Origin of the sequence: Roseovarius atlanticus, from assembly GCF_001441615.1 — a bacterium.
GTDB lineage: Bacteria > Pseudomonadota > Alphaproteobacteria > Rhodobacterales > Rhodobacteraceae > Roseovarius > Roseovarius atlanticus.
Genome location: NZ_LAXJ01000012.1, coordinates 78,111 through 96,552, shown reverse-complemented (window position 1 = coordinate 96,552; position 18,442 = coordinate 78,111). Strand labels below are relative to the sequence as shown.

Genomic DNA, 18,442 nt, shown 5'->3' with positions numbered 1-18,442 from the left:
CCCTGAGCAGACCCAAGGACATCGCCACAATGCGCGCCGAGATACAGACACTTGTTGCCGAAATCGAAACCTCGCTGGAGCTGTTGCGCCAGCGGTTGGGATGGCAGACCGCGCAGCACCGGCTGGAAGAGTTCAACGCGCGGGTGGAGGACCCCAATCTTTGGGACGATCCTGCCAAGGCGCAGGCGCTGATGCGCGAGCGGCAGGCTCTGGTCGATGCGATCGAGACGCATGATTCCATCAAGGCGGAGCTGGAGGACCAGACCGGCCTGATTGAATTGGGCGAGATGGAGGACGACAACGAGGTCGTGTCCGAGGCCGAGGAGGCGCTGCGGCGGCTGGCCAAGAGGGCGGCGGCGAAGGAGCTGGAAGCACTCTTGAACGGCGAGGCCGACAGCAACGACACCTTCCTGGAGATCAACGCGGGCGCGGGCGGCACGGAAAGCTGCGACTGGGCCAACATGCTGGCGCGGATGTACGTGCGGTGGGCCGAGCAGCATGGCTACACGGTCGAGCTGCAATCCGAGACGCCGGGCGACGAGGCCGGGATCAAGTCGGCGGCCTACAAGATCAGCGGGCACAACGCCTATGGCTGGCTGAAATCGGAATCGGGTGTGCACCGGCTGGTGCGGATCTCGCCCTACGATTCGGCGGCCAAGCGGCACACATCATTCAGCTCGGTCTGGGTCTACCCGGTGGTGGACGACAATATCGAGATCGAGGTGAACCCCAACGACATCCGCATCGACACCTATCGCAGTTCGGGCGCGGGCGGGCAGCACGTGAACAAGACCGACTCGGCGGTGCGGATCACGCACCATCCCACGGGCATCGTCGTGACCAGCTCGGAAAAGTCGCAGCACCAGAACCGGGATATCGCCATGAAGGCGCTGAAATCGCGGCTGTACCAGCTGGAGCTGGACAAGCGGAATGCCGATATCAACGCCGCGCACGAGGCCAAGGGGGATGCAGGCTGGGGCAACCAGATCCGGTCTTACGTGTTGCAGCCCTACCAGATGGTGAAGGACCTGCGCACCGGGCACGAGACCAGCGACACCAAGGGTGTGCTGGACGGGGATCTGGACCCGTTCATGGCCGCCACCCTGGCGCTGGACGTGTCGGGCAAGTCGCGGGCCGAGGCGCAGGGCGAGGATGTCTAGGACGCTTGCCGCAGCGGGCATCGTGATGATGCTGACCGCGGGCGGCGCTTGGGCCGATGACGCCTCTGTGCGGGCCTACCTGTCGGAAAATGGCTGCGTGGTCGGGCCGCAGGCGCGCATGGCGCAGGAGATGCCCACGCCGGAGCTCCACGACACTTTGACAACCTATGCCGAGGCGGCGCTGGCGCGGGGCGAGGCGGACAGGCACGGCGACTGGATCGTGCTGGGGCCCGAAATATGCACCATTCAGCCGCCGAAGATCGACACCCGCTATGACATCGCCTCGCCGGTGGTTCAGCGCGGGATCGGGGCGGTCGATGCCTATGCGGAGTTCGAGGAATACGGCTGTTTCATCGTGGGCGAGGACATGCAGCAGGCGCTTATGCAGCAGGAGGGCCTGACCCGCGACGCGGCGGCGGTCGCCTATTACAGGATCCTCGCGGAGGGCGTGCGGTCGGGTCGTGTCAGCTTTTTCTCCGACGATCCGCTGCGCACGCCGATGGGGTTTCAGGTGCTGACGGGCGACTGTGCGGATGTGCCGGGAATCGACGCAATCCGGCGCAGCCAGGCCCTGATGCTGGAGCATTTCGACACGCTGGTGCGCGACAATGCCAACCGCGTGACCTGCGAGGCGAATGGCGCGCCGGTCACCGTCGAGGTGGCGCAGACGTTGGCCGAGCTTACGAACGGTGAAGCGGTCAACGCCTGGACGATGATGGACATGATGATGCTGGCCATCGGCGCAGGCTGGGTCGAAGGCATCAACGCCACGGAGCGCGGCACGCCGCGTCCGCCGATCTGTTCCCATGACGAGTGATCCGCTGACACTGACCGCCGCGGACCAGGCGCACGCGATCCGCGAAGGGCGGTTGCGCGCGACCGACCTGATGGCGGCGACACTGGACCGGATCGAGGCCGTGAACGGGCCGCTCAATGCCATCGTGTCGATGCGCGAGCGTGAGGTGTTGCTGACCGAGGCGCGTGCGGCGGACAAGGCCGAGGCGAAAGGCCCGCTGCACGGTTTGCCGCTCGCGGTCAAGGATCTGGCCGACGCGGCGGGCTTGCCCACCAGCCATGGCTCGCCCGCGTTTTCCGGGCAGATCGCCGCCGTGGACAGCCCGCATATCGCACCGCTGCGCGCGGCGGGCGCGATTGTCATCGGCAAGACCAATACGCCGGAATTCGGGTTGGGCAGTCACACTTACAATCCGGTGCATGGGGTCACCGCCAACCCCTATGACCTGACGCGCAGTTGCGGCGGGTCGTCGGGCGGCGCGGCGGTGGCGCTGGCGGCGGGGATGCTGTCGATCGCCGACGGCTCGGACATGATGGGCAGCCTGCGCAACCCGGCGGGGTGGAGCAACGTCTACGGGATGCGCCCCAGCTGGGGCCGGGTGCCGGGTGGGGCCGAGGGTGATGTCTTTTTGCACCGGTTGGCCACCAACGGGCCGATGGCCCGCTGCCCCGGCGATCTTGCGTTGCAGCTGGACGTGATGTCGGTGCCGCGGAAGGGTGGCCTGCGGGGCCCGGATTTTGCACCGGTCGGCGCGCTGCGCGGCGAGTCGGCAGGCTTGCGCGTGGCCTGGCTGGCGGACTGGAACGGCGCGTTGCCGTTCGAGGACGGTATCCTGCCCCTGTGCGAAGCGGCGCTGGATGTGCTGGGGCAGGTGGGCTGCGCCGTGGACAGCCCCGCCTCGCCGTTTTCCCGCGAGGCGCTGTGGCAGTCCTGGACCGCGCTGCGTAGCTGGGCCATCGCGTCGGACAAGTCGCCGATGTACGAGGATGAAACGCTGCGCCGGCATCTCAAGCCCGAGGCGATCTGGGAGGTCGAGCAGGGCCGCGCGCTGTCGGCGCTGGACGTGCACGCGGCGAGTGTGCTGCGCTCCGATTGGCTGCGCGCCGCTGACGCGTTTTTCGAGCGGTTCGACGTCATCGCTTTGCCCACGGCGCAGGTCTGGCCGTTCGACAAGGCGCTGGACTGGCCGAAGAGCGTCGCGGGGCAGGGGATGGACACCTATCATCGCTGGATGGAGGTGGTGGTGCCCGCGAGCCTGTTGGGTCTGCCCGCCGTTGCGGTGCCCGCCGGGTTCGGGCCGCAGGGCCTGCCGATGGGGCTGCAGCTGATCGGGCGGCACGGCGACGATGCGCGCCTGCTGGAGCTGGCCGAGGCCTACCACCGCGCGACGCGCTGGCCCGAGACGCGGCCGCCGATCCTGTAGTGCGCCGAACTCAAATTCGGCTTTGCCGACGCGCGGGCAGGCTGTAGGCTTGTCGCCCGAGGGAGGATTCCATGGCCGAAAGGGAACAGCACGCGCGGCCGCTGGGTGTGCCGGAGCTTGGCGACGTCCGGCTGGACATGCTGGGCACGGCATTGCGCCGGGGTTTTCGGGACATGCTTCGAGCGCCCGGCTACGCCGTTCTTTTCGCGGGCGTCTACGTGGCCATCGGCTGGGGCATGATCTGGATAACCTGGATCACCGGACAGACCTATTGGCTGGTCTTCGCGGCGGTGGGGTTTCCGCTGATCGGTCCCTTCGCGGCGGTCGGTCTGTACGAGGTCAGTCACCGGCTGGAGACCGGCGCGCCGCTGGTGGCAAAGGACATCATGGGCGTGATCTTTGACCAGAGGCATCGGCAGTTGCCGTCGATCTGCGCCGTGGTGATCGTGGTGTTCCTGTTCTGGTTCTTCCTCGCGCATATGATCTTTGCGCTGTTCCTGGGCTATTCGACCATGACCAACGTCTCGACCTCTTACGACATCTACCTGACGCGCGAGGGGCTGACGATGCTGGCCGTGGGCAGTGCCGTGGGCGCGGCCTTTGCGCTGTTGCTGTTTTCCATGACGGTGGTGGCGTTGCCGCTGCTGCTGGACCGCGAGGTGGATTTCGTGACCGCGATGATCACCAGCATTCAGACCGTCGCGGGCAACCCGGTGCCGATGCTGTGCTGGGCCGCGATCGTGGCGGTGCTGACGTTCGTGGCACTCGCTCCGGGCTTCCTGGGGCTGTTCGTGGTGCTGCCGCTTCTGGGCCATGCCACATGGCACCTCTACCGGCAGATCGTGGTGGAAGGTGAGGACAGACGCGCCGGCGAGGCCAGCGATGACCGGGGCGGCGCGACAGCCACCTGACCTCAGGCTTTTTCCTCGGACTTGGCGCGGTCCCACAAGGCGTCCATCTCGGCCAGGTTCGAGTCTTGCGGGGTCTTGCCGTCTTCGGCCAGAAACGCCTCGATCCGCTCGAACCGGCGGGTGAACTTGGCGTTGGCGCGGCGCAGGGCCTGTTCGGGATCGACCTTCATGTGCCGGGCGAGGTTGGCCATGACGAAGAGAAGATCGCCGAATTCTTCCTCGACCTCGTCGGGGCCAAGCGTGTCGGCGGCCTCTTGCAGCTCGTGTGCTTCCTCGGTGATCTTGTCCAGGACGTGCGAGGCATTGGGCCAGTCGAAGCCTACACGCGCCGCGCGTTTCTGGAGTTTCACCGCGCGCATGAGGGCGGGAAGGCCGACCGCCACGCCGTCGAGCACGCCGGTCTGGGCCTTGGCCGCCCGTTCGGCCGCCTTGACGGTTTCCCAGTCGCGGGTCTGTTGCTCGGCGGACTTGTCGCGGCTTTCATCGCCAAAGACGTGCGGGTGGCGGGCGACCATCTTGTCGGCGATGCCATTGGCCACGTCGTCGAAATCGAACAGCCCCTTGTCGTCGGCGATCTGGGCGTGGAACACGGACTGGAACAAGAGGTCCCCCAGTTCGTCGCGCAGCTCGGACCACTGGCCGCGCTCGATGGCGTCGGCGACCTCGTAGGCTTCCTCGATTGTGTAGGGGGCGATGGTGCCAAAATCCTGTTCGATGTCCCACGGGCAGCCGGTGTCGGGATCGCGCAGCGCGCGCATGATCGCGCGCAGCCGGGGCATCCCGCCCTTGGGGTCATGGATCAGGTCATCGGGCATTGCACCCTCCTTCTTTCTGGCGTTGAGTGGACCCTGACCGCAGAGCGAAAAGGAGTCCAGACGCTTGGCCATCATCAACCGGATCGCAGGATTTGCAGACGACATGACGGCGTGGCGCAGGCATCTGCATCAGCGGCCCGAGCTTGGATTCGACTGTCATGAGACGGCGGCCTTTGTCGTGGAGCGGTTGCGGGAGTTCGGGATCACGCAGATCGAGACCGGGATCGCGAAGACCGGCGTGGTGGCAGTGATCGAGGGGCAGGGGCCGGGGCCGACCATCGGGCTGCGCGCCGACATGGATGCGCTGCCGATTCATGAGACGACGGGCGTGCCCCATGCCTCGCAGACGCCGGGGGCGATGCACGCCTGCGGGCATGACGGGCACACCACGATGCTGCTGGGCGCGGCGCGGTACCTGACCGAGACGCGCAATTTCAAAGGCCGCGTTGCGCTGATCTTTCAGCCCAGCGAAGAGGCGGGGCCGGGCGGTGGGCGGATCATGGTCGAGGAAGGCATCATGGAGCGATTCGGGATCGAACAGGTCTACGCGCTGCACACCATGCCGGGGGATGCCGAAGGGCTGTTCAGCACCACGCCGGGGCCGATCATGGCGGCGGTGGACACGTTCCACATCGATATCACCGGGCAGGGCGGGCACGGCGCCTTTCCACACCACACGCGCGATCCGGTCGTGGCGGCGGCGGGGATGGTGCAGGCGATCCAGACTATCGTCAGCCGCAACCATCACGCGCTGCAGGATCTGGTCGTGTCGGTGACCCAGATCCACACCGGCAGCGCCGAGAATATCGTGCCCGAGACGGCCTATGTGAACGGCACGATCCGCACCTTTGCGCCGGAGGTGCAACAGATGGTGCACACGCGGCTGGAAGAGATCATCGCGGGGCAGGCGGCCGCTTACGGGGTCGAAGCGGCGCTGCGGATCGAGACGGGGTATCCGGCCACGGTGAACCATGCCGACCAGACGGGTTTTGCCGCCGAAGTGGCGGGCGAGGTGTCTGGAGCCGACATGGTGCAGACCGACCGCCAGCGCGAGATGGGGGCCGAGGATTTCGCCTTTATGCTGAATGCGCGGCCCGGTGCTTATCTGTTTCTGGGACAGGGCGAGGGGCCGTCGCTGCATCATCCCGGATTTGATTTCAACGATGCGGTGGCGCCGGTTGGGGCGTCGTTCTTTGCCCGGCTGGTGGAGCGGGCGCAACCGCTGAACGGATAACGAAGGAGGGCGCAAGGATGGCGCTTGAGGATGCTAAGAAACAGGTGGACCAGGCGTTCACGCGGGACGATCTGCGCGGGCTGTCGTTCGAGAACGCCTTTGGCGGCGCGCCGTCCTTTCTGCGGCGGAAATACAGCAAGGACCTGAAGGGCGTGGACGTGGCCATCACCGGCATCCCGTTCGACCAGGCGGTGACCAACCGCACCGGTACGCGGCTGGGGCCGCGCGCGGTGCGCGAGGCGTCGAGCCTGCAACCGTTCGATCCGCCCATCTATTGGGACGGCTACAGCCCGCTGGAGGCGCTGGCGATCGTGGATTACGGCGACATGGCGTTCGACTATGCCAAGGTGTCGGAGTTTCCCGCCGCCTTGACGGAACACATCCGAGGCATCCTGAAGGGCGGCGCGGCCAGCATCGCGATCGGGGGCGATCATTATATCTCGTTCCCGATTTTGCGCGCCTATGCCGAGAAATACGGGGCGCTGTCGCTGCTGCATTTCGATGCGCATTCCGACACCTGGGCGGATGACGACATGGAGCGGATCGACCACGGCACCATGTTCTACAAGGCCGTGAAGGAAGGGCTGGTGGACCCGGCGCGCTCGATCCAGGTAGGGATCCGCACGGTGAACGAGGATAACCTGGGCGTGCCGACCCTGACCGCGCGGGAGGTGCACGAGATGGGGCCCGCCGCCGTTGCTGCGAGGATCAGGGAGGTGCTGGGCGACGCGCCGACCTACATGACGTTCGACATCGACTGCCTCGATCCGGCCTTCGCACCGGGGACAGGCACGCCAGTCTGGGGCGGGTTGGCCAGCTGGCAGGCCGCCGCGATCCTGCGCGATATCGCGGGGATCAACCTTGTGGGCGGGGACATGGTCGAGGTGTCGCCGCCGTTCGACACCACCGGGGCCACGGCCATTGCGGGCGCGCATGTGGTGATGGAGATGCTGTGCCTTTGGGGCTGGACGCGGCGATAGAGAGGGATAGCCATGTATATTCTGACGCGGATCATTGTCGTTCTGGTGCTTGCTCTGATCGCGCTTGGGATCTACGTGCGTCTTGCGCCGTCTTACGCGGAGGACTGGCACGATCTGCCGAACGGTCTGGAACCCGGTGAAGGTGCGGGCAGCGCGGTGCGAGTGGTGTCGAATGAAGGTGACACACTCGAACGGCTGGACGCGATCATTCGCGACACGCCGCGGACCACGGTACTGGCAGGCTCGGTCGACGAGGGGATGATCACGTATATCACCCGTTCGGCGCTGTGGGGGTTTCCCGACTATACCACGGTCGCACGGCAGGGCGGTCAGATCGTGCTCTATGGTCGGCTGCGGTTCGGCAAATCGGATATGGGCGTCAACGCCAAGCGGCTGGACGGGTGGTTGGCGCGCCTATGAGCTGAGGCACCCGTCGGACACCTTGCGCCACATCGGCACGTTCAGCGACATCTGGCATTGCGCCATGAAGCTGCGCCCGTCGACCTGCATACAGATCGTCTCGCCCATCTCGATCCGCGCGCCGGACTTGTCGGTGCAGTAGCATTCGACCGTCTTGCCCTGTGCCGTGGCCAGCACGGGCGTGAACGCAAAGAGAAGGACGAAAATCCGTTTCATGGCGAGATGCTAGCACGCTTTGCCGACTTGACCAAGCGCCACGAATAGGCAACACCGCCCGGATGGTGCCATTGGACAAACTTCGCGAGATCACGCAGCGGTTCGAGTATATCGAGGCGCAGATGTCGGCCGGGACGGGCGATATCGCGCAGCTGGGCCGGGAATATGCCGAACTGCGCCCGGTTGTCGAGGAGATCCGCGCCTATAACGAGGTGCTGGACGGGATCGAGAGCGCCCGCGCCATGCTGGCCGACCCCGAGATGAAGGAGTTGGCCGCCGAGGAGCTGGACGCGTTGGAAGAGCAGCGCCCGGCCCTGGAGGAACGGCTGCAACTTGCGCTGCTGCCGCGCGACAAGGCCGATGCGCGGCCTGCCATCATCGAGATCCGGCCCGGTACGGGCGGGGAGGAGGCGGCGCTGTTCGCGGGCGACCTTTTGCGCATGTACCAGCGCTATGCGGAAAGCAGGCGCTGGACCTTCGACATCATCGAATACAGCGAGACCGAGCTGGGCGGGGTGAAGGAGGTCGTGGCCAACATCAAGGGCGAGGGCGTCTTTGCGCGGCTGAAGTTCGAGTCCGGCGTGCACCGGGTGCAGCGCGTGCCGGAAACGGAATCGGGCGGGCGGATCCATACCTCGGCTGCGACGGTGGCCGTGCTGCCCGAGGCCGAGGACGTGGATATCCAGATCGATCCGAACGACTTGCGGATCGACACGATGCGCAGTTCCGGCGCGGGCGGCCAGCACGTGAACACCACCGACTCCGCCGTGCGGATCACCCACATCCCCACCGGCATCGTCGTCACCAGTTCCGAGAAATCGCAGCACCGCAACCGCGAGATCGCGATGCAGGTGCTGAAGACGCGCCTTTTCGACATGGAACGCCAGAAGATGCATGACGAACGCTCGGCCAGCCGCGCGGCACAGGTGGGCTCCGGCGACCGCTCGGAACGCATCCGCACCTACAATTTCCCGCAAGGACGCATGACCGATCACCGGATCAACCTGACGCTCTACAAGCTGGACCAGGTGATGCAGGGCGACCTGGACGAGGTGATCGACGCGCTGACGACAGATGCGCAGGCGGCGCTTCTGGCGGAGATGCAAGGGTGAGCCAGACGGTGGCCGACCTTGTGCGCCATGCCGGGGTCGTGCTGAAGGCCGCGGGCATCGAGGACGCGCCGCGCGAGGCGCGCGCCCTCGTGGCACTCGCCCTCGGCGTGGCGCCCGATCGGGTCCGCCTGTTGTCCCACGACAATGTCCCCCCTGACGCGGCGGCGCGGTTGCAAGACCTGCTGGACCGCCGTGCGGGGCAACGCGTGCCGATGTCTCATCTGACCGGCTGGCGCGACTTCTACCGTCATCGCTTCGAGGTCAGTGGCGCGGTTCTGGACCCTCGGTCCGATACCGAAACGCTGGTCGAGGCCGCGCTGGAGCAGCCGTTCCGCCATGTGCTCGACCTTGGCACAGGCTCGGGCTGTATCCTGCTTTCGCTGCTTGCCGCCCGGCCGGAGGCCGCCGGCTTGGGGACCGATGTCTCGCCCGAGGCACTGGCGTTTGCCGACCGCAATGCCAGGCGCCTGGGCGTCGCCGAAAGGTGCCTGCTGTTGCAGTCCGACTGGTATGAGGCCGTCGAAGGGCGGTTCGACCTGATCGTGTCGAACCCGCCCTACATCACGGCTGACGAGATGACGGAGCTGGCGCCCGAGCTGAGGCACGAACCGCGCGTGGCGCTGACCGACGAGGGTGACGGGCTGTCGGCCTATCGCCGGATCGTGCCGGGGGCCGTGTCGCACCTGCGCCCGGGCGGGCGTTTGATGGTCGAAATCGGCTGGACACAGGCCGCCGAAGTCAGCCGTCTTTTCCGGGAAGCGGGCTTTCAAGAGGTCTCGGTGATCCGCGACTTGGAAGGCCGGGACAGGGTGATCAGCGGCCAGTCGCCCGCGTGAGACGGGGAAAATCGGCGGTTTTGCCCGGTTTATTGGCGATTTTACCAGCTTACCCCTTGTGAAACCGGCCGATGCGTGTTTACTGGGGAACATCACGACGTAGAGGGTCCTTGAGACACCCGCACGTGAGTTCAAGCCAGCACATTGATCCGGTCATTTTCGACGCGAGGGGCGTCACCCGGAACAAACGGCGCTTCAAGCAATAGGGCTGACAAAAACTTATGAGATCATCGAAGTCACGTTCGCGGAACAAGTCCAACCGCAACCGCTCGTCCCTGGGCAATGTCGTCAATCGCGTATTCGACAGTTCCGGCCCCGAAGGCAAGGTGCGCGGCACGCCGCAGCAGATTATCGACAAGTACAACCAGCTTGCCCGCGACTCGCAATTGGCGGGCGACCGGGTGCTGACCGAGAATTTCCAGCAACACGCGGAACATTACCTTCGGCTGCTGGGATCGGCGCAGAAGGAACAGGACCAGCGCCGCGAAGAACAGGAACGCCAGAACCGCGAGCGCCAGGCCGAGAAAGATCGGGAGCGCGCCCAGCGCCAGGAACAAGAATCGAATGGCGGCGGCGATCAGGGCAAGGGCGACCAAAGCCAAAGCGACCAGGGCAAGGGCGACCAGGGCCAGGATCACGACTCTGGCTCCGACGCGATGCAAGGCGATTTCGAGGGCGACAGCGGGCTGGTGGAAACGCCCGAAGATCAGTCCGGTGAAAAACCGCAAAAGCCCAAGCGTAGCCGCAAACCGCGCAAGAAGCCCGATGAGGGCAACAATGACGGCGGTGACCAGGGGCAGGGCGGCAATTCCGACACCTCTACGGCGGCAGAGTAAACGACGCGGTCCATCCGCGTTCCGAGCGGCCTGTCAGCCGAGATTTCTGGCAAGTGCACAGAATTGCTCGAGCCCGACGGTTTCCGCGCGGTCCGTGGGCTCGATCCCCGAGGCGATCAGCCTGTCCTCGATATCGGGCGCCATGCCTTTCAAGGCCGCACGCATCATCTTGCGCCTTTGGTTGAAGGCCCGCGCCACCACCCGTTCCAGCGCTTTCGGGTCTGCCGGGAACCGGGGCGCATTGAGGGCCGTGAGATGCACCACTGCGCTTGACACCTTGGGCGGTGGCGTGAACGCGCCGGGCGGCAGGTTCAGCACGATCTGCGCCGACGCGCGCCATTGGACCAGCACGGCCAGACGTCCATAAGCCTTCGATCCGGGCGTTGCCACGATGCGCTCGGCCACTTCACGCTGGAACATCAGGGTCAGGCTTTGCCAGAAGGGCGGCCAGGACGGGGGTGTCAGCCACCGCACCAACAGCTCTGTTCCCACGTTGTAGGGCAGGTTCGCCGCGACCTTGATCGGCGGGGTCAGGCGTTCGGTCGGATCGAGTTCCAGCGCGTCGCCGTTGATGACTTCAAGCCGTCCGGGATAGGCGCTGGCGATCTCTTCCAGCGCGGGGATGCAGCGTGCATCTTTTTCCACCGCAAGAACGCGACGCGCGCCTTCGGCAAGCAGGCCGCGCGTCAGTCCGCCGGGGCCGGGGCCGATTTCCAGAACATCGGCATTTTCGATGTCGCCCGCCATGCGCGCGATCTTGGCGGTCAGATTGAGGTCCAGCAGAAAGTTCTGACCCAGCGACTTGCGCGCGCTGAGACCATGGGTGGTGATCACGTCGCGCAACGGGGGCAGCGAGTCGATACCGCTCACGCGCGGATCCGGCCCAGGCGGGCGGCAAGGCGCACCGCCTCGATCATCGACGAGGCATTGGCAATGCCCTTGCCCGCGATATCGAGCGCCGTGCCGTGATCGGGCGAGGTGCGCACGAAGGGCAGGCCCAGCGTGACGTTGACGCCCCGGTCGAAATCCAGCGTCTTGATCGGAATGAGCGCCTGGTCGTGATACATGCAGATCGCCGCGTCATACGTGGCGCGGGCGGCGGCGTGGAACATGGTGTCCGCACTCAGCGGGCCGCGCAGGTCCATGCCTTCGCCGCGCAGCTTGTCCAGCACGGGCGCGATCACCTCGATCTCTTCGCACCCCATCTTGCCGCCTTCGCCGGCATGGGGGTTGAGACCCGCAACCGCGATACGGGGCACGAGAATGCCGAAGTCGCGGATCAGGCCGTCATGCGTGATGCGGATGGTCTGCTCCAGAACCTCGGGCGAGAGGGCCTGCGGCACCTCGGACAACGGCATGTGGATCGTTGCCGGTACGACGCGCAATTGCTCGCTGACCAGCATCATCACCACATGTGCCGTATCGGACAGGTCCGCCAAAAATTCCGTATGTCCGGGAAAGGTGAAACCGGCCCCATCCTGCAAGGCCTTCTTGTGGATCGGCGCCGTACACAGCGCGCTGACGGCCCCGTTCTTCAAAAGCGTGACAGCGGTGGTGATCATCTCGACGACCGACTGCGCATGGTCCGGGTTGGGCCGGCCGTGGGTCAGCGGGCCGTCGAACCGGTGCGACAGGACGGGCAGCGCGGTTTTCCCGACCTCGGGCACGTCTTCAAGTTGGTCGATGCAGACCACGGGTACGTCTTCGGGCAGGTGGTCCGGATCGCCCAGGTAAAGCACCGGCACCTCGTGCCGCAGCGCGTGCCAGGACCGGGCCGCGATTTCCGGCCCGATGCCCGCGGGTTCGCCGCAGCTGATGGCGACGGGCAGGGCCGAAGCCTGGGTCATTCCAGTTCGACGATCCGGGCCGCCGCGCGCAGCTCGGCGAGATAGGCGCTGGCATAGCTGTCCAGCCGCTGGCTTTGAATGAAGTTGGTGAGCTGATCGGCGTCGGGCGCGTCGCCGTCGGTCTTGGGCGTCCGGCTGCACAGCATCAATAGCACCAGCGTCTGACCGCCCGCACGCGTCACGCCTGTGGAAATCTCGCCGGGGTCAAGCTTGGCCAGCTCAAAACGGATGTCATCGGGGATTTCGGAGGGTGCCTTGCTGCCCCGTTCCAACACCCGTTCGGGCTGATCCTTGGCGATGCCGTAGAGGTCGTTACAGGTGTCGGTATCCGCGTCGATCTGGGCGGCGCGGGCCAGGGTCTGCTGGGTGCGGCCGCCGTCGATGTAATAGGCGGCATACTCGATTTCCTCGTATTCCTGCTCGGGTTGCGCGATTTCCTCGATGTCGCGCAGCTGGAACAGGGCGATGGCGCCTTGCAGCGGCAGCGGGTTGCTGACCTCGCCGGGGGCAAGGGCAAGAACCACCGAGCGCAGGCCTTCGGGCAGATCGGTGACCGCGACCCAGTCCATGCGTCCGCCACGCCCGGCGCTTTCGGTGGCCGAGTAACGCCGCGCGGCGGCGGCAAACTCCGCCTCGCTCGTGTATTGGCTGATCTGGTTCGCACGCTCTTGCACCGTCTGCGGGTTGGCGTTGGCAAGCGGCATGATGATTTCGGACAGAAGCACGCGCACGCTGGTTTCGCGGCCGAACGACAGACGGGCCCGGTTTACGTCGTCTTCGTCGACATTGATGCGCGGGCCGAAGCGCGCCCGCGAGAATTCACGCCACGTCAGGCCGGCGCGGACAAAATCGCGATAGGTCGATGCGTCGACCCCGGCTTGTCCCAGCGAGGCAATCATCTGTTCGGCGTCCATGTTGGCGCGGCTGGCGAATTCCTCCATCCCGGCCATGAGCGCCTCGTCGGTGATCACGAATCCCTCGGCGGTGGCCGCGTCCAGCTTCAGCCGGTCCTCGATCAATTGTTCGCGCGCAAGCTTGACCGGATCGCCGGGGGCACGGAACAGTTGCAGCATCCGCGCCCGCTGCGCGATCTCGTACCGGGTGATGGCCATGTCGTTGACCTTGATCACGGCGTCGAACGGGCTTTGCTGGGCCCGCGCCGGACCAGAGCCGATCAGGGTGGCGGTGGCAAAGAGGGAAAGCGCCAGCAGCGCGGAAGTAAGGTATGTAAGTCTTGGCATCATTGCTCGCATGTCCGGACGTAGCTTTTGTCGCGTGTCTTGGTGGTAAAGCCGCGTAGGCCAACCGTGAAACTGATATCGGTCGATGGCACGAGGATAGTGGAAGAGGTGAAGCGACGCGAGGCCGAAAGCGAAATGTCCACGCACTCGTTCGTGTAGGTGACACCAAGGCCCGCCCGCACGGATTCGTCGCTGGCCACGTCGTAGCGCCAGTCGGCGCTGCCGGTCCAGTGCCGCGACAGGCGGTAGGAGGCGTCGAAGGCCCATTCCGAGATGTTGTTGGGCCGCGCCTCGGCCGGGTCGTTGCGCAGCCAGATATAGGTGCCGCCGACCGTTGCGCGGTCGTTGCGCCAGCTGGCGCGGGCCTCGGCCTTGGTGGTGACGAAATCGTCGTCGAACAGGCCGCGCGCGGTGATGGCCAGCCCGTCATCTGTCTTGAACTGCCCGGCGATCAGAAGGTCGGAATAGCGGTCCTGCAATCCCGACGAGTTGGTAAAGGCGAATCCGCCGGCGGGGTCGATCTGGGCCTCTTCGCGCACCACCTGTCCGACCGCGAAGGTGCTTTGCCAGCCCTTGTTGCCATAACGCGTCCAGCTGATCCCGTAGGCCGAGTTGAAGCCGCGTTCGCGCCGGTCCGGCGCGGTGAAACGCGAAGTGGCGAATAGATTGCCCTCGTCAAATTCGATCCGGGTGCTTTCGTCGTTGGGCACCAGCGGGTTGCTGCCCCCGACCCAGGACAGTTGCATCACCGGTTCGATCATGTGGGTGGCGCCCGCCGATGAGGTTTTCAGAAGCGGCCAGCGCAGTTCGACCGAGGCCGAGGGCGTGACCTCGACCGCTTCGGACCGGCTGGTGACGCCGGCCTGCTGCACATGAAAGCTGTCGATGGCCAGTCCGACCTGCGCGCTGGTCAGCACCCCTGGGCCAAGTGTCCAGGACCTGTGCCAATCCGCGCTGACGGTAAAGCGCGCCACGTCGCGGCCATCCGCGAAAGGGTCGAAATCGGCGCCGTCGACGGCCAGGTTCGATGATCGGTAATGCGCGTGGCTGAGAACGCCCAGCCGGATTTCGCCGCCGGGCGCATAGCCCAGCTGGAACCGGCGCTCGTATTCGCCGTTCGACACGATCGTGGGCAGGGTCGAATTGCTTTCACCCGCGCGGAGCGAACGGAAACCGGTCAGGGCGACGCGGATGTATTCGTCGCGCCGGGCGCGTTCGACCGAGATCTCGCTGTCCAGCCGGTCTTTCTCGGAATAGCCGTAATCCAGAAGGTAGGTGTCGTCGTTCACCGCCTCGATGTCGAACCGCAGGGTGAAATCGCGGGGCAGGGCGAAGGTGCCGTTGGCAAAGACATAGGATTTGAAGCTGCGCCCGCCGATGTCGTCGTCGCTCAGCGCGCCGGTCACCTCGATCGTGCCGGTGCGGAACGCCTGCCGATAGCGCAGCTCCAGCGTGCGGCTTTCGGTGGAGAGATACGGCGTGACGGTCAGGTCCTTGTGATCGCCGATCCGGATGAAATAGGGCACCCGGGCGCCGAACCCCAGAAGCGACGAGTTGTTGAGCGACGGCACAAGAAAGCCCGTGGCGCGTTCGAGCGTCGGATCCGGCAGCCGCAAGCGCGGCAGGTAGAAGACCGGCGTGCCAAGCACCCTGAACTGCGCATCGTCGAAATAAAGCTGCTTTTCCTGCTGGTCGTGGACCACCCGGCGCGCGCGCAGTTGCCAGAGCGGGGGGCTTTGCGAATTGCAGACCCGGCAGGAGGTGACGGCGGCCTTGTAAAGCTGGTTGTACCGCCCGTTGACCCGCGCCAGTTCATTCGCGGCCAGCTGCACCTGGTCGTCCATCACGATCCGCGCGCCCTTGAGCAGGCCGTTCTTCATCTCGCGGTCCAGCTCGGCACTGTCGGCAAGCACCAGCATGGAACCATCGGCCTCTTCCAGCGAGATCGGTCCCTCGACCCGCAGGGTTTCGGTGGTCCGGTCATAGACGATCCGGGACGCCTTGAGCCGCCGCCCGTCGTAAAGCGCCTCGACATTGCCGGTTGCCACCAGTTGCTCGTTTCCGGACAGGAAAACGTCGTCGGCCACCAGGATGGCGGGCTGCGGCGCGTCCTGCGCGGCGGGCAGGGACGGATCGACGCCGCCTTGCGCGACCGCGGCCGCGGTCCAGCAGATCAGCGCTGCCGCAAGCCCTGCAAGCCGGGCGCGTATTCCGGACAGTCGGGTCATCCGTCCTCCATGTGCAACAGGATGCCGGCGGCCAGCATGAACGAGGCGACGGGCGGTGCCCAGGCCGCGAGGTAGACGGGGATTTGACCGTTCTCTCCAAGGATCTGCGCGAAATTGCGGATGTAATGCAGCGTGAAGCCCAGCATCACCGCGATCAGAACCGAAATCCCGGTATTGCTGAGCCGTGCGTGCCGCATGGTGAAGGCCGCAGCCACCATTACCAGCGCCACCAGGAACAGCGGCCGCGACAGTTCCATCTGGAACCAGACCGCGTAGCGCCGCGCCGAGAAACCGGCCTCCTCAAGCTGGTTGATGAAGCCCGGCAGATCCCACAGCGAGATGTATTCCGGCTTGCCGAAACTGTCGATAATGCGGTCCTGCGTCAGCGCCGAGGGCAGGTCCAGCTGTGCCACCTCGCGGGCCGAGGCCTCGGGGTTCTGCCCGAGTGTCAGTTCCCAGATCTTGGCATTCTTCAGCTCCCACTGGCCCGCGGCCAGGGTGGCAGTCTCGGCCACGATGCGCCGCTCCGGGTCCCCCTCGGGCGAGAAGTTGATGAAGGTCGCCTCGTAAAGCGTGGTGACGTCCGAGCTGGCCCTTGCGGCGTGGATCACCGTCTGGCCCTCGGCGCTGCCCTGGCGCAGCCACAGCCCTTCGGAGGCAATCGCCAGAACGCTGGTGCCGCCGCCCATATAGGTGTTGACCACGTCATTGTACCGTTTCGAGGCCGCCGCAACGAGCGGGTTCAGCATGGTGATCGACAGGATGCCGATCAGCGCGGCCACTGTGATCGGGGCGGCGAGACTGCGCAGGGCCGAGCGCCCGGCGGCCCGCACCACGACCAGTTCCGAGGACCGCGCAAGCCGCAGGTAGAGCGCCACCGCGGACAGGATGACGACCAGCGGCAGGATCTCGTAATTCGCGTGCGGGACATTCAGCAGGACGACGCCCAGAACGTCCATGAACGGCAGGTTCGGAAAATCCTGCAGCTCGTCGACCAGGTCGATCAGCGCCAGAAGGATCACGAAGACCGCGGCGATGGCCAGGAAGGTCCACAGGAACTTGCGGGCAAAGTAGTAGTGCAGGATCACGCGGCGCCCTCCACCGGCCCGGAGGGACCCTTGCGCGGCCCGAACGGCCACAGACGGCGCCAGATACCCGGGTAGGCCGCCAGGTAGAGAAGAATGATCGTAAGCAGGGCGCCGATGCCGGTGGGCAGGTATATCAGCGGCCAGGCGCTTGCGCTTGCCAGCACGGCACCGGACACGCCGCCCTCGACCATCTTGATCAGCACCAGCAGGGTGAAGGCCCCGACGATCTGCCACCAGACCCCGAAGCGGCTGTAGGTGCCGACCAGCAGCGTGGCGAAGCCGATCAGCGCCGCGACCACGCACATCAGGGCCTGCGCGAACCGGCCATGCGCCTCGTACAGCACTTCGGGCACGGTGCTGCCGGTGATCTCGGCCATTTCCGCGGGCCGGAACAGAAGGTCGCCGGTCAGGGCGAAATCGACCCGGTTCAGGTTGGTCGGATCGCGCGAGATCAGGCTGCTGATATCATACGAGAAATCGTCGAAATGCGTTGTGAACAGTCGATTGCCCTCGGTGCGCAGGTTCTGCGCCAGCCCATCCACCATGACCAGCTTGGTGCCGCCCCCCTCCTGCACCAGATAGGCCTGGGTCGAGGTGTAGGTGACGGGCGTCTTGTCGTTGCGCCGGTCCGAAAGGAAGACATCCCGCAATTCGCCCTCGGGCGTGATGTCGCGGATGTAGAACGTGATGCCAGGGGCCGGATGCAGAAACTCGCCTTCGGTCAACAGCTTGGCGGTGATGTTCTGGCTGACCTCGGCCTGGCGCAGGCGCAGCTGGCTCAGGCTTTTGGGGATCAGGTAGTGGCTGAGCACCGACATCATGAGTGCGATCAGGCATCCGTATATCAGCACCGGCCGGATCAGCCGCCAGGGTGAATAGCCCGTGGCCTGCATCACGGTCAGTTCGGATTCGGTCGTCATCCGGTTGGTGACATAGACCGCGCCGGCGAAGGTCGCGATGGGCAGCACCACGCCGATCACGCCGGGCAAGGTCAGGGCCGTGAACTCCAGGAAGATCCAGGCAGGCTGGCCGTCGCCGATCAGCCGGTCGAACATCCGCACCGCCTTGTTGATCCAGAAGATCGACACCAGCACGAGTGCGAAGAACCCGAACAGCACCATGAATTGCGACAGCATATACCTGTCGAATCTGGTCACGCATTCCCCCCCGGAACTTAACAGCAGTTCCGGGCAAGTTAAGCGATTTGACTGCGGGGGAAAACCTGTAAAGCGATGCGGACCGGCGGTTTGCGGCCGGCACTGGCCTTCCCGTCCGCAAGGCGCTAGATCTGGTGGCGAA

General features: G+C 65.6%; 18 protein-coding genes. 10 read left to right on the top strand and 8 right to left on the bottom strand.

The genetic code is table 11. From position 1 onward, the window contains the following. The first annotated feature begins 29 nt into the window (after positions 1–29). The 4 genes from prfB to XM53_RS12935 all read left to right on the top strand — a co-directional run bounded on the left by prfB (position 30) and on the right by XM53_RS12935 (position 4,290). A complete protein-coding gene (gene prfB / locus XM53_RS12950; protein ID WP_057793963.1) occupies positions 30–1,160 on the top strand; it encodes a peptide chain release factor 2 in 1,131 nt (376 codons plus the stop codon). Continuing rightward, positions 1,153–1,977: a hypothetical protein gene (locus XM53_RS12945; protein ID WP_144435527.1), complete on the top strand. Its 825-nt coding sequence runs from the start codon at positions 1,153–1,155 to the stop codon at positions 1,975–1,977. The genes prfB and XM53_RS12945 overlap by 8 nt, the downstream gene beginning before the upstream one ends. After that, positions 1,967–3,379, top strand: a complete 1,413-nt coding sequence (locus XM53_RS12940) for an amidase (protein ID WP_057793959.1) — start codon at positions 1,967–1,969, stop codon at positions 3,377–3,379. Before XM53_RS12945 ends, XM53_RS12940 begins: the two co-directional genes overlap by 11 nt. A gap of 71 nt (positions 3,380–3,450) precedes the next feature. Next, on the top strand, positions 3,451–4,290 hold the full coding sequence (locus XM53_RS12935) for a DUF2189 domain-containing protein (RefSeq protein WP_057793958.1): 840 nt from the start codon (positions 3,451–3,453) through the stop codon (positions 4,288–4,290). 2 nt (positions 4,291–4,292) lie between these two features. Here the strand turns inward: XM53_RS12935 and mazG are convergent, their stop codons facing one another. Continuing rightward, a complete protein-coding gene (mazG, locus tag XM53_RS12930; protein ID WP_057793956.1) occupies positions 4,293–5,105 on the bottom strand; it encodes a nucleoside triphosphate pyrophosphohydrolase in 813 nt (270 codons plus the stop codon). Between the two features lie 64 nt (positions 5,106–5,169). Between mazG and XM53_RS12925 the strand changes: the two genes are divergently transcribed. The 3 genes from XM53_RS12925 to XM53_RS12915 are packed head-to-tail and all read left to right on the top strand — an operon-like array spanning position 5,170 to position 7,739. Next, on the top strand, positions 5,170–6,339 hold the full coding sequence (locus XM53_RS12925; RefSeq protein WP_057793954.1) for a M20 aminoacylase family protein: 1,170 nt from the start codon (positions 5,170–5,172) through the stop codon (positions 6,337–6,339). Positions 6,340–6,356: 17 nt separating this feature from the next. Further along, entirely contained in the window at positions 6,357–7,319 is a 963-nt protein-coding gene (gene speB, locus XM53_RS12920; protein ID WP_057793951.1) for an agmatinase, read from the top strand. 12 nt (positions 7,320–7,331) lie between these two features. Then, positions 7,332–7,739 (top strand): DUF1499 domain-containing protein, encoded by a 408-nt coding sequence (locus XM53_RS12915; protein WP_057793949.1) that lies wholly within the window; start codon positions 7,332–7,334, stop codon positions 7,737–7,739. Here XM53_RS12915 and XM53_RS12910 read toward each other — a convergent pair. Then, positions 7,734–7,955 (bottom strand): hypothetical protein, encoded by a 222-nt coding sequence (locus XM53_RS12910; RefSeq protein ID WP_057793947.1) that lies wholly within the window; start codon positions 7,953–7,955, stop codon positions 7,734–7,736. The two genes, XM53_RS12915 and XM53_RS12910, sit on opposite strands and share 6 nt — an antisense overlap. A 62-nt stretch (positions 7,956–8,017) precedes the next feature. On the opposite strand from XM53_RS12910, the gene prfA reads away from it, so the two are divergent. The 3 genes from prfA (at position 8,018) to XM53_RS12895 (ending at position 10,739) form a co-directional block, all read left to right on the top strand. Continuing rightward, the gene (gene prfA, locus XM53_RS12905) at positions 8,018–9,067 is read left to right on the top strand and encodes a peptide chain release factor 1 (RefSeq protein ID WP_057793945.1); all 1,050 of its coding nucleotides are present in this window, start codon (positions 8,018–8,020) and stop codon (positions 9,065–9,067) included. Then, on the top strand, positions 9,064–9,903 hold the full coding sequence (gene prmC / locus XM53_RS12900; protein ID WP_057793944.1) for a peptide chain release factor N(5)-glutamine methyltransferase: 840 nt from the start codon (positions 9,064–9,066) through the stop codon (positions 9,901–9,903). The genes prfA and prmC overlap by 4 nt, the downstream gene beginning before the upstream one ends. Positions 9,904–10,124: 221 nt before the next feature. After that, positions 10,125–10,739, top strand: a complete 615-nt coding sequence (locus XM53_RS12895) for a DUF4167 domain-containing protein (RefSeq protein ID WP_057793942.1) — start codon at positions 10,125–10,127, stop codon at positions 10,737–10,739. A 33-nt stretch (positions 10,740–10,772) separates the two neighbouring features. On the opposite strand, the gene rsmA is transcribed toward XM53_RS12895, so the two are convergent. The 6 genes from rsmA to lptF are packed head-to-tail and all read right to left on the bottom strand — an operon-like array spanning position 10,773 to position 18,279. Beyond that, positions 10,773–11,609, bottom strand: a complete 837-nt coding sequence (gene rsmA, locus XM53_RS12890; RefSeq protein WP_057793940.1) for a 16S rRNA (adenine(1518)-N(6)/adenine(1519)-N(6))-dimethyltransferase RsmA — start codon at positions 11,607–11,609, stop codon at positions 10,773–10,775. Next, positions 11,606–12,586 (bottom strand): 4-hydroxythreonine-4-phosphate dehydrogenase PdxA, encoded by a 981-nt coding sequence (gene pdxA, locus XM53_RS12885; protein ID WP_057793938.1) that lies wholly within the window; start codon positions 12,584–12,586, stop codon positions 11,606–11,608. The genes rsmA and pdxA overlap by 4 nt, the downstream gene beginning before the upstream one ends. Continuing rightward, positions 12,583–13,827, bottom strand: coding sequence for a peptidylprolyl isomerase (locus XM53_RS12880; protein ID WP_057794076.1), 1,245 nt, complete (start codon positions 13,825–13,827; stop codon positions 12,583–12,585). Before XM53_RS12880 ends, pdxA begins: the two co-directional genes overlap by 4 nt. Next, positions 13,827–16,055 carry an LPS-assembly protein LptD gene (locus tag XM53_RS12875; protein WP_057793936.1) on the bottom strand — a complete coding sequence of 743 codons (2,229 nt, stop codon included), beginning with the start codon at positions 16,053–16,055 and terminating at the stop codon, positions 13,827–13,829. The genes XM53_RS12880 and XM53_RS12875 overlap by 1 nt, the downstream gene beginning before the upstream one ends. Continuing rightward, positions 16,052–17,143, bottom strand: coding sequence for an LPS export ABC transporter permease LptG (gene lptG, locus XM53_RS12870; RefSeq protein WP_057793934.1), 1,092 nt, complete (start codon positions 17,141–17,143; stop codon positions 16,052–16,054). Before lptG ends, XM53_RS12875 begins: the two co-directional genes overlap by 4 nt. Further along, complete coding sequence (gene lptF / locus XM53_RS12865; RefSeq protein ID WP_201455419.1) at positions 17,140–18,279, bottom strand: LPS export ABC transporter permease LptF; 1,140 nt, start codon at positions 18,277–18,279, stop codon at positions 17,140–17,142. The genes lptG and lptF overlap by 4 nt, the downstream gene beginning before the upstream one ends. Positions 18,280–18,442: the final 163 nt, after the last annotated feature.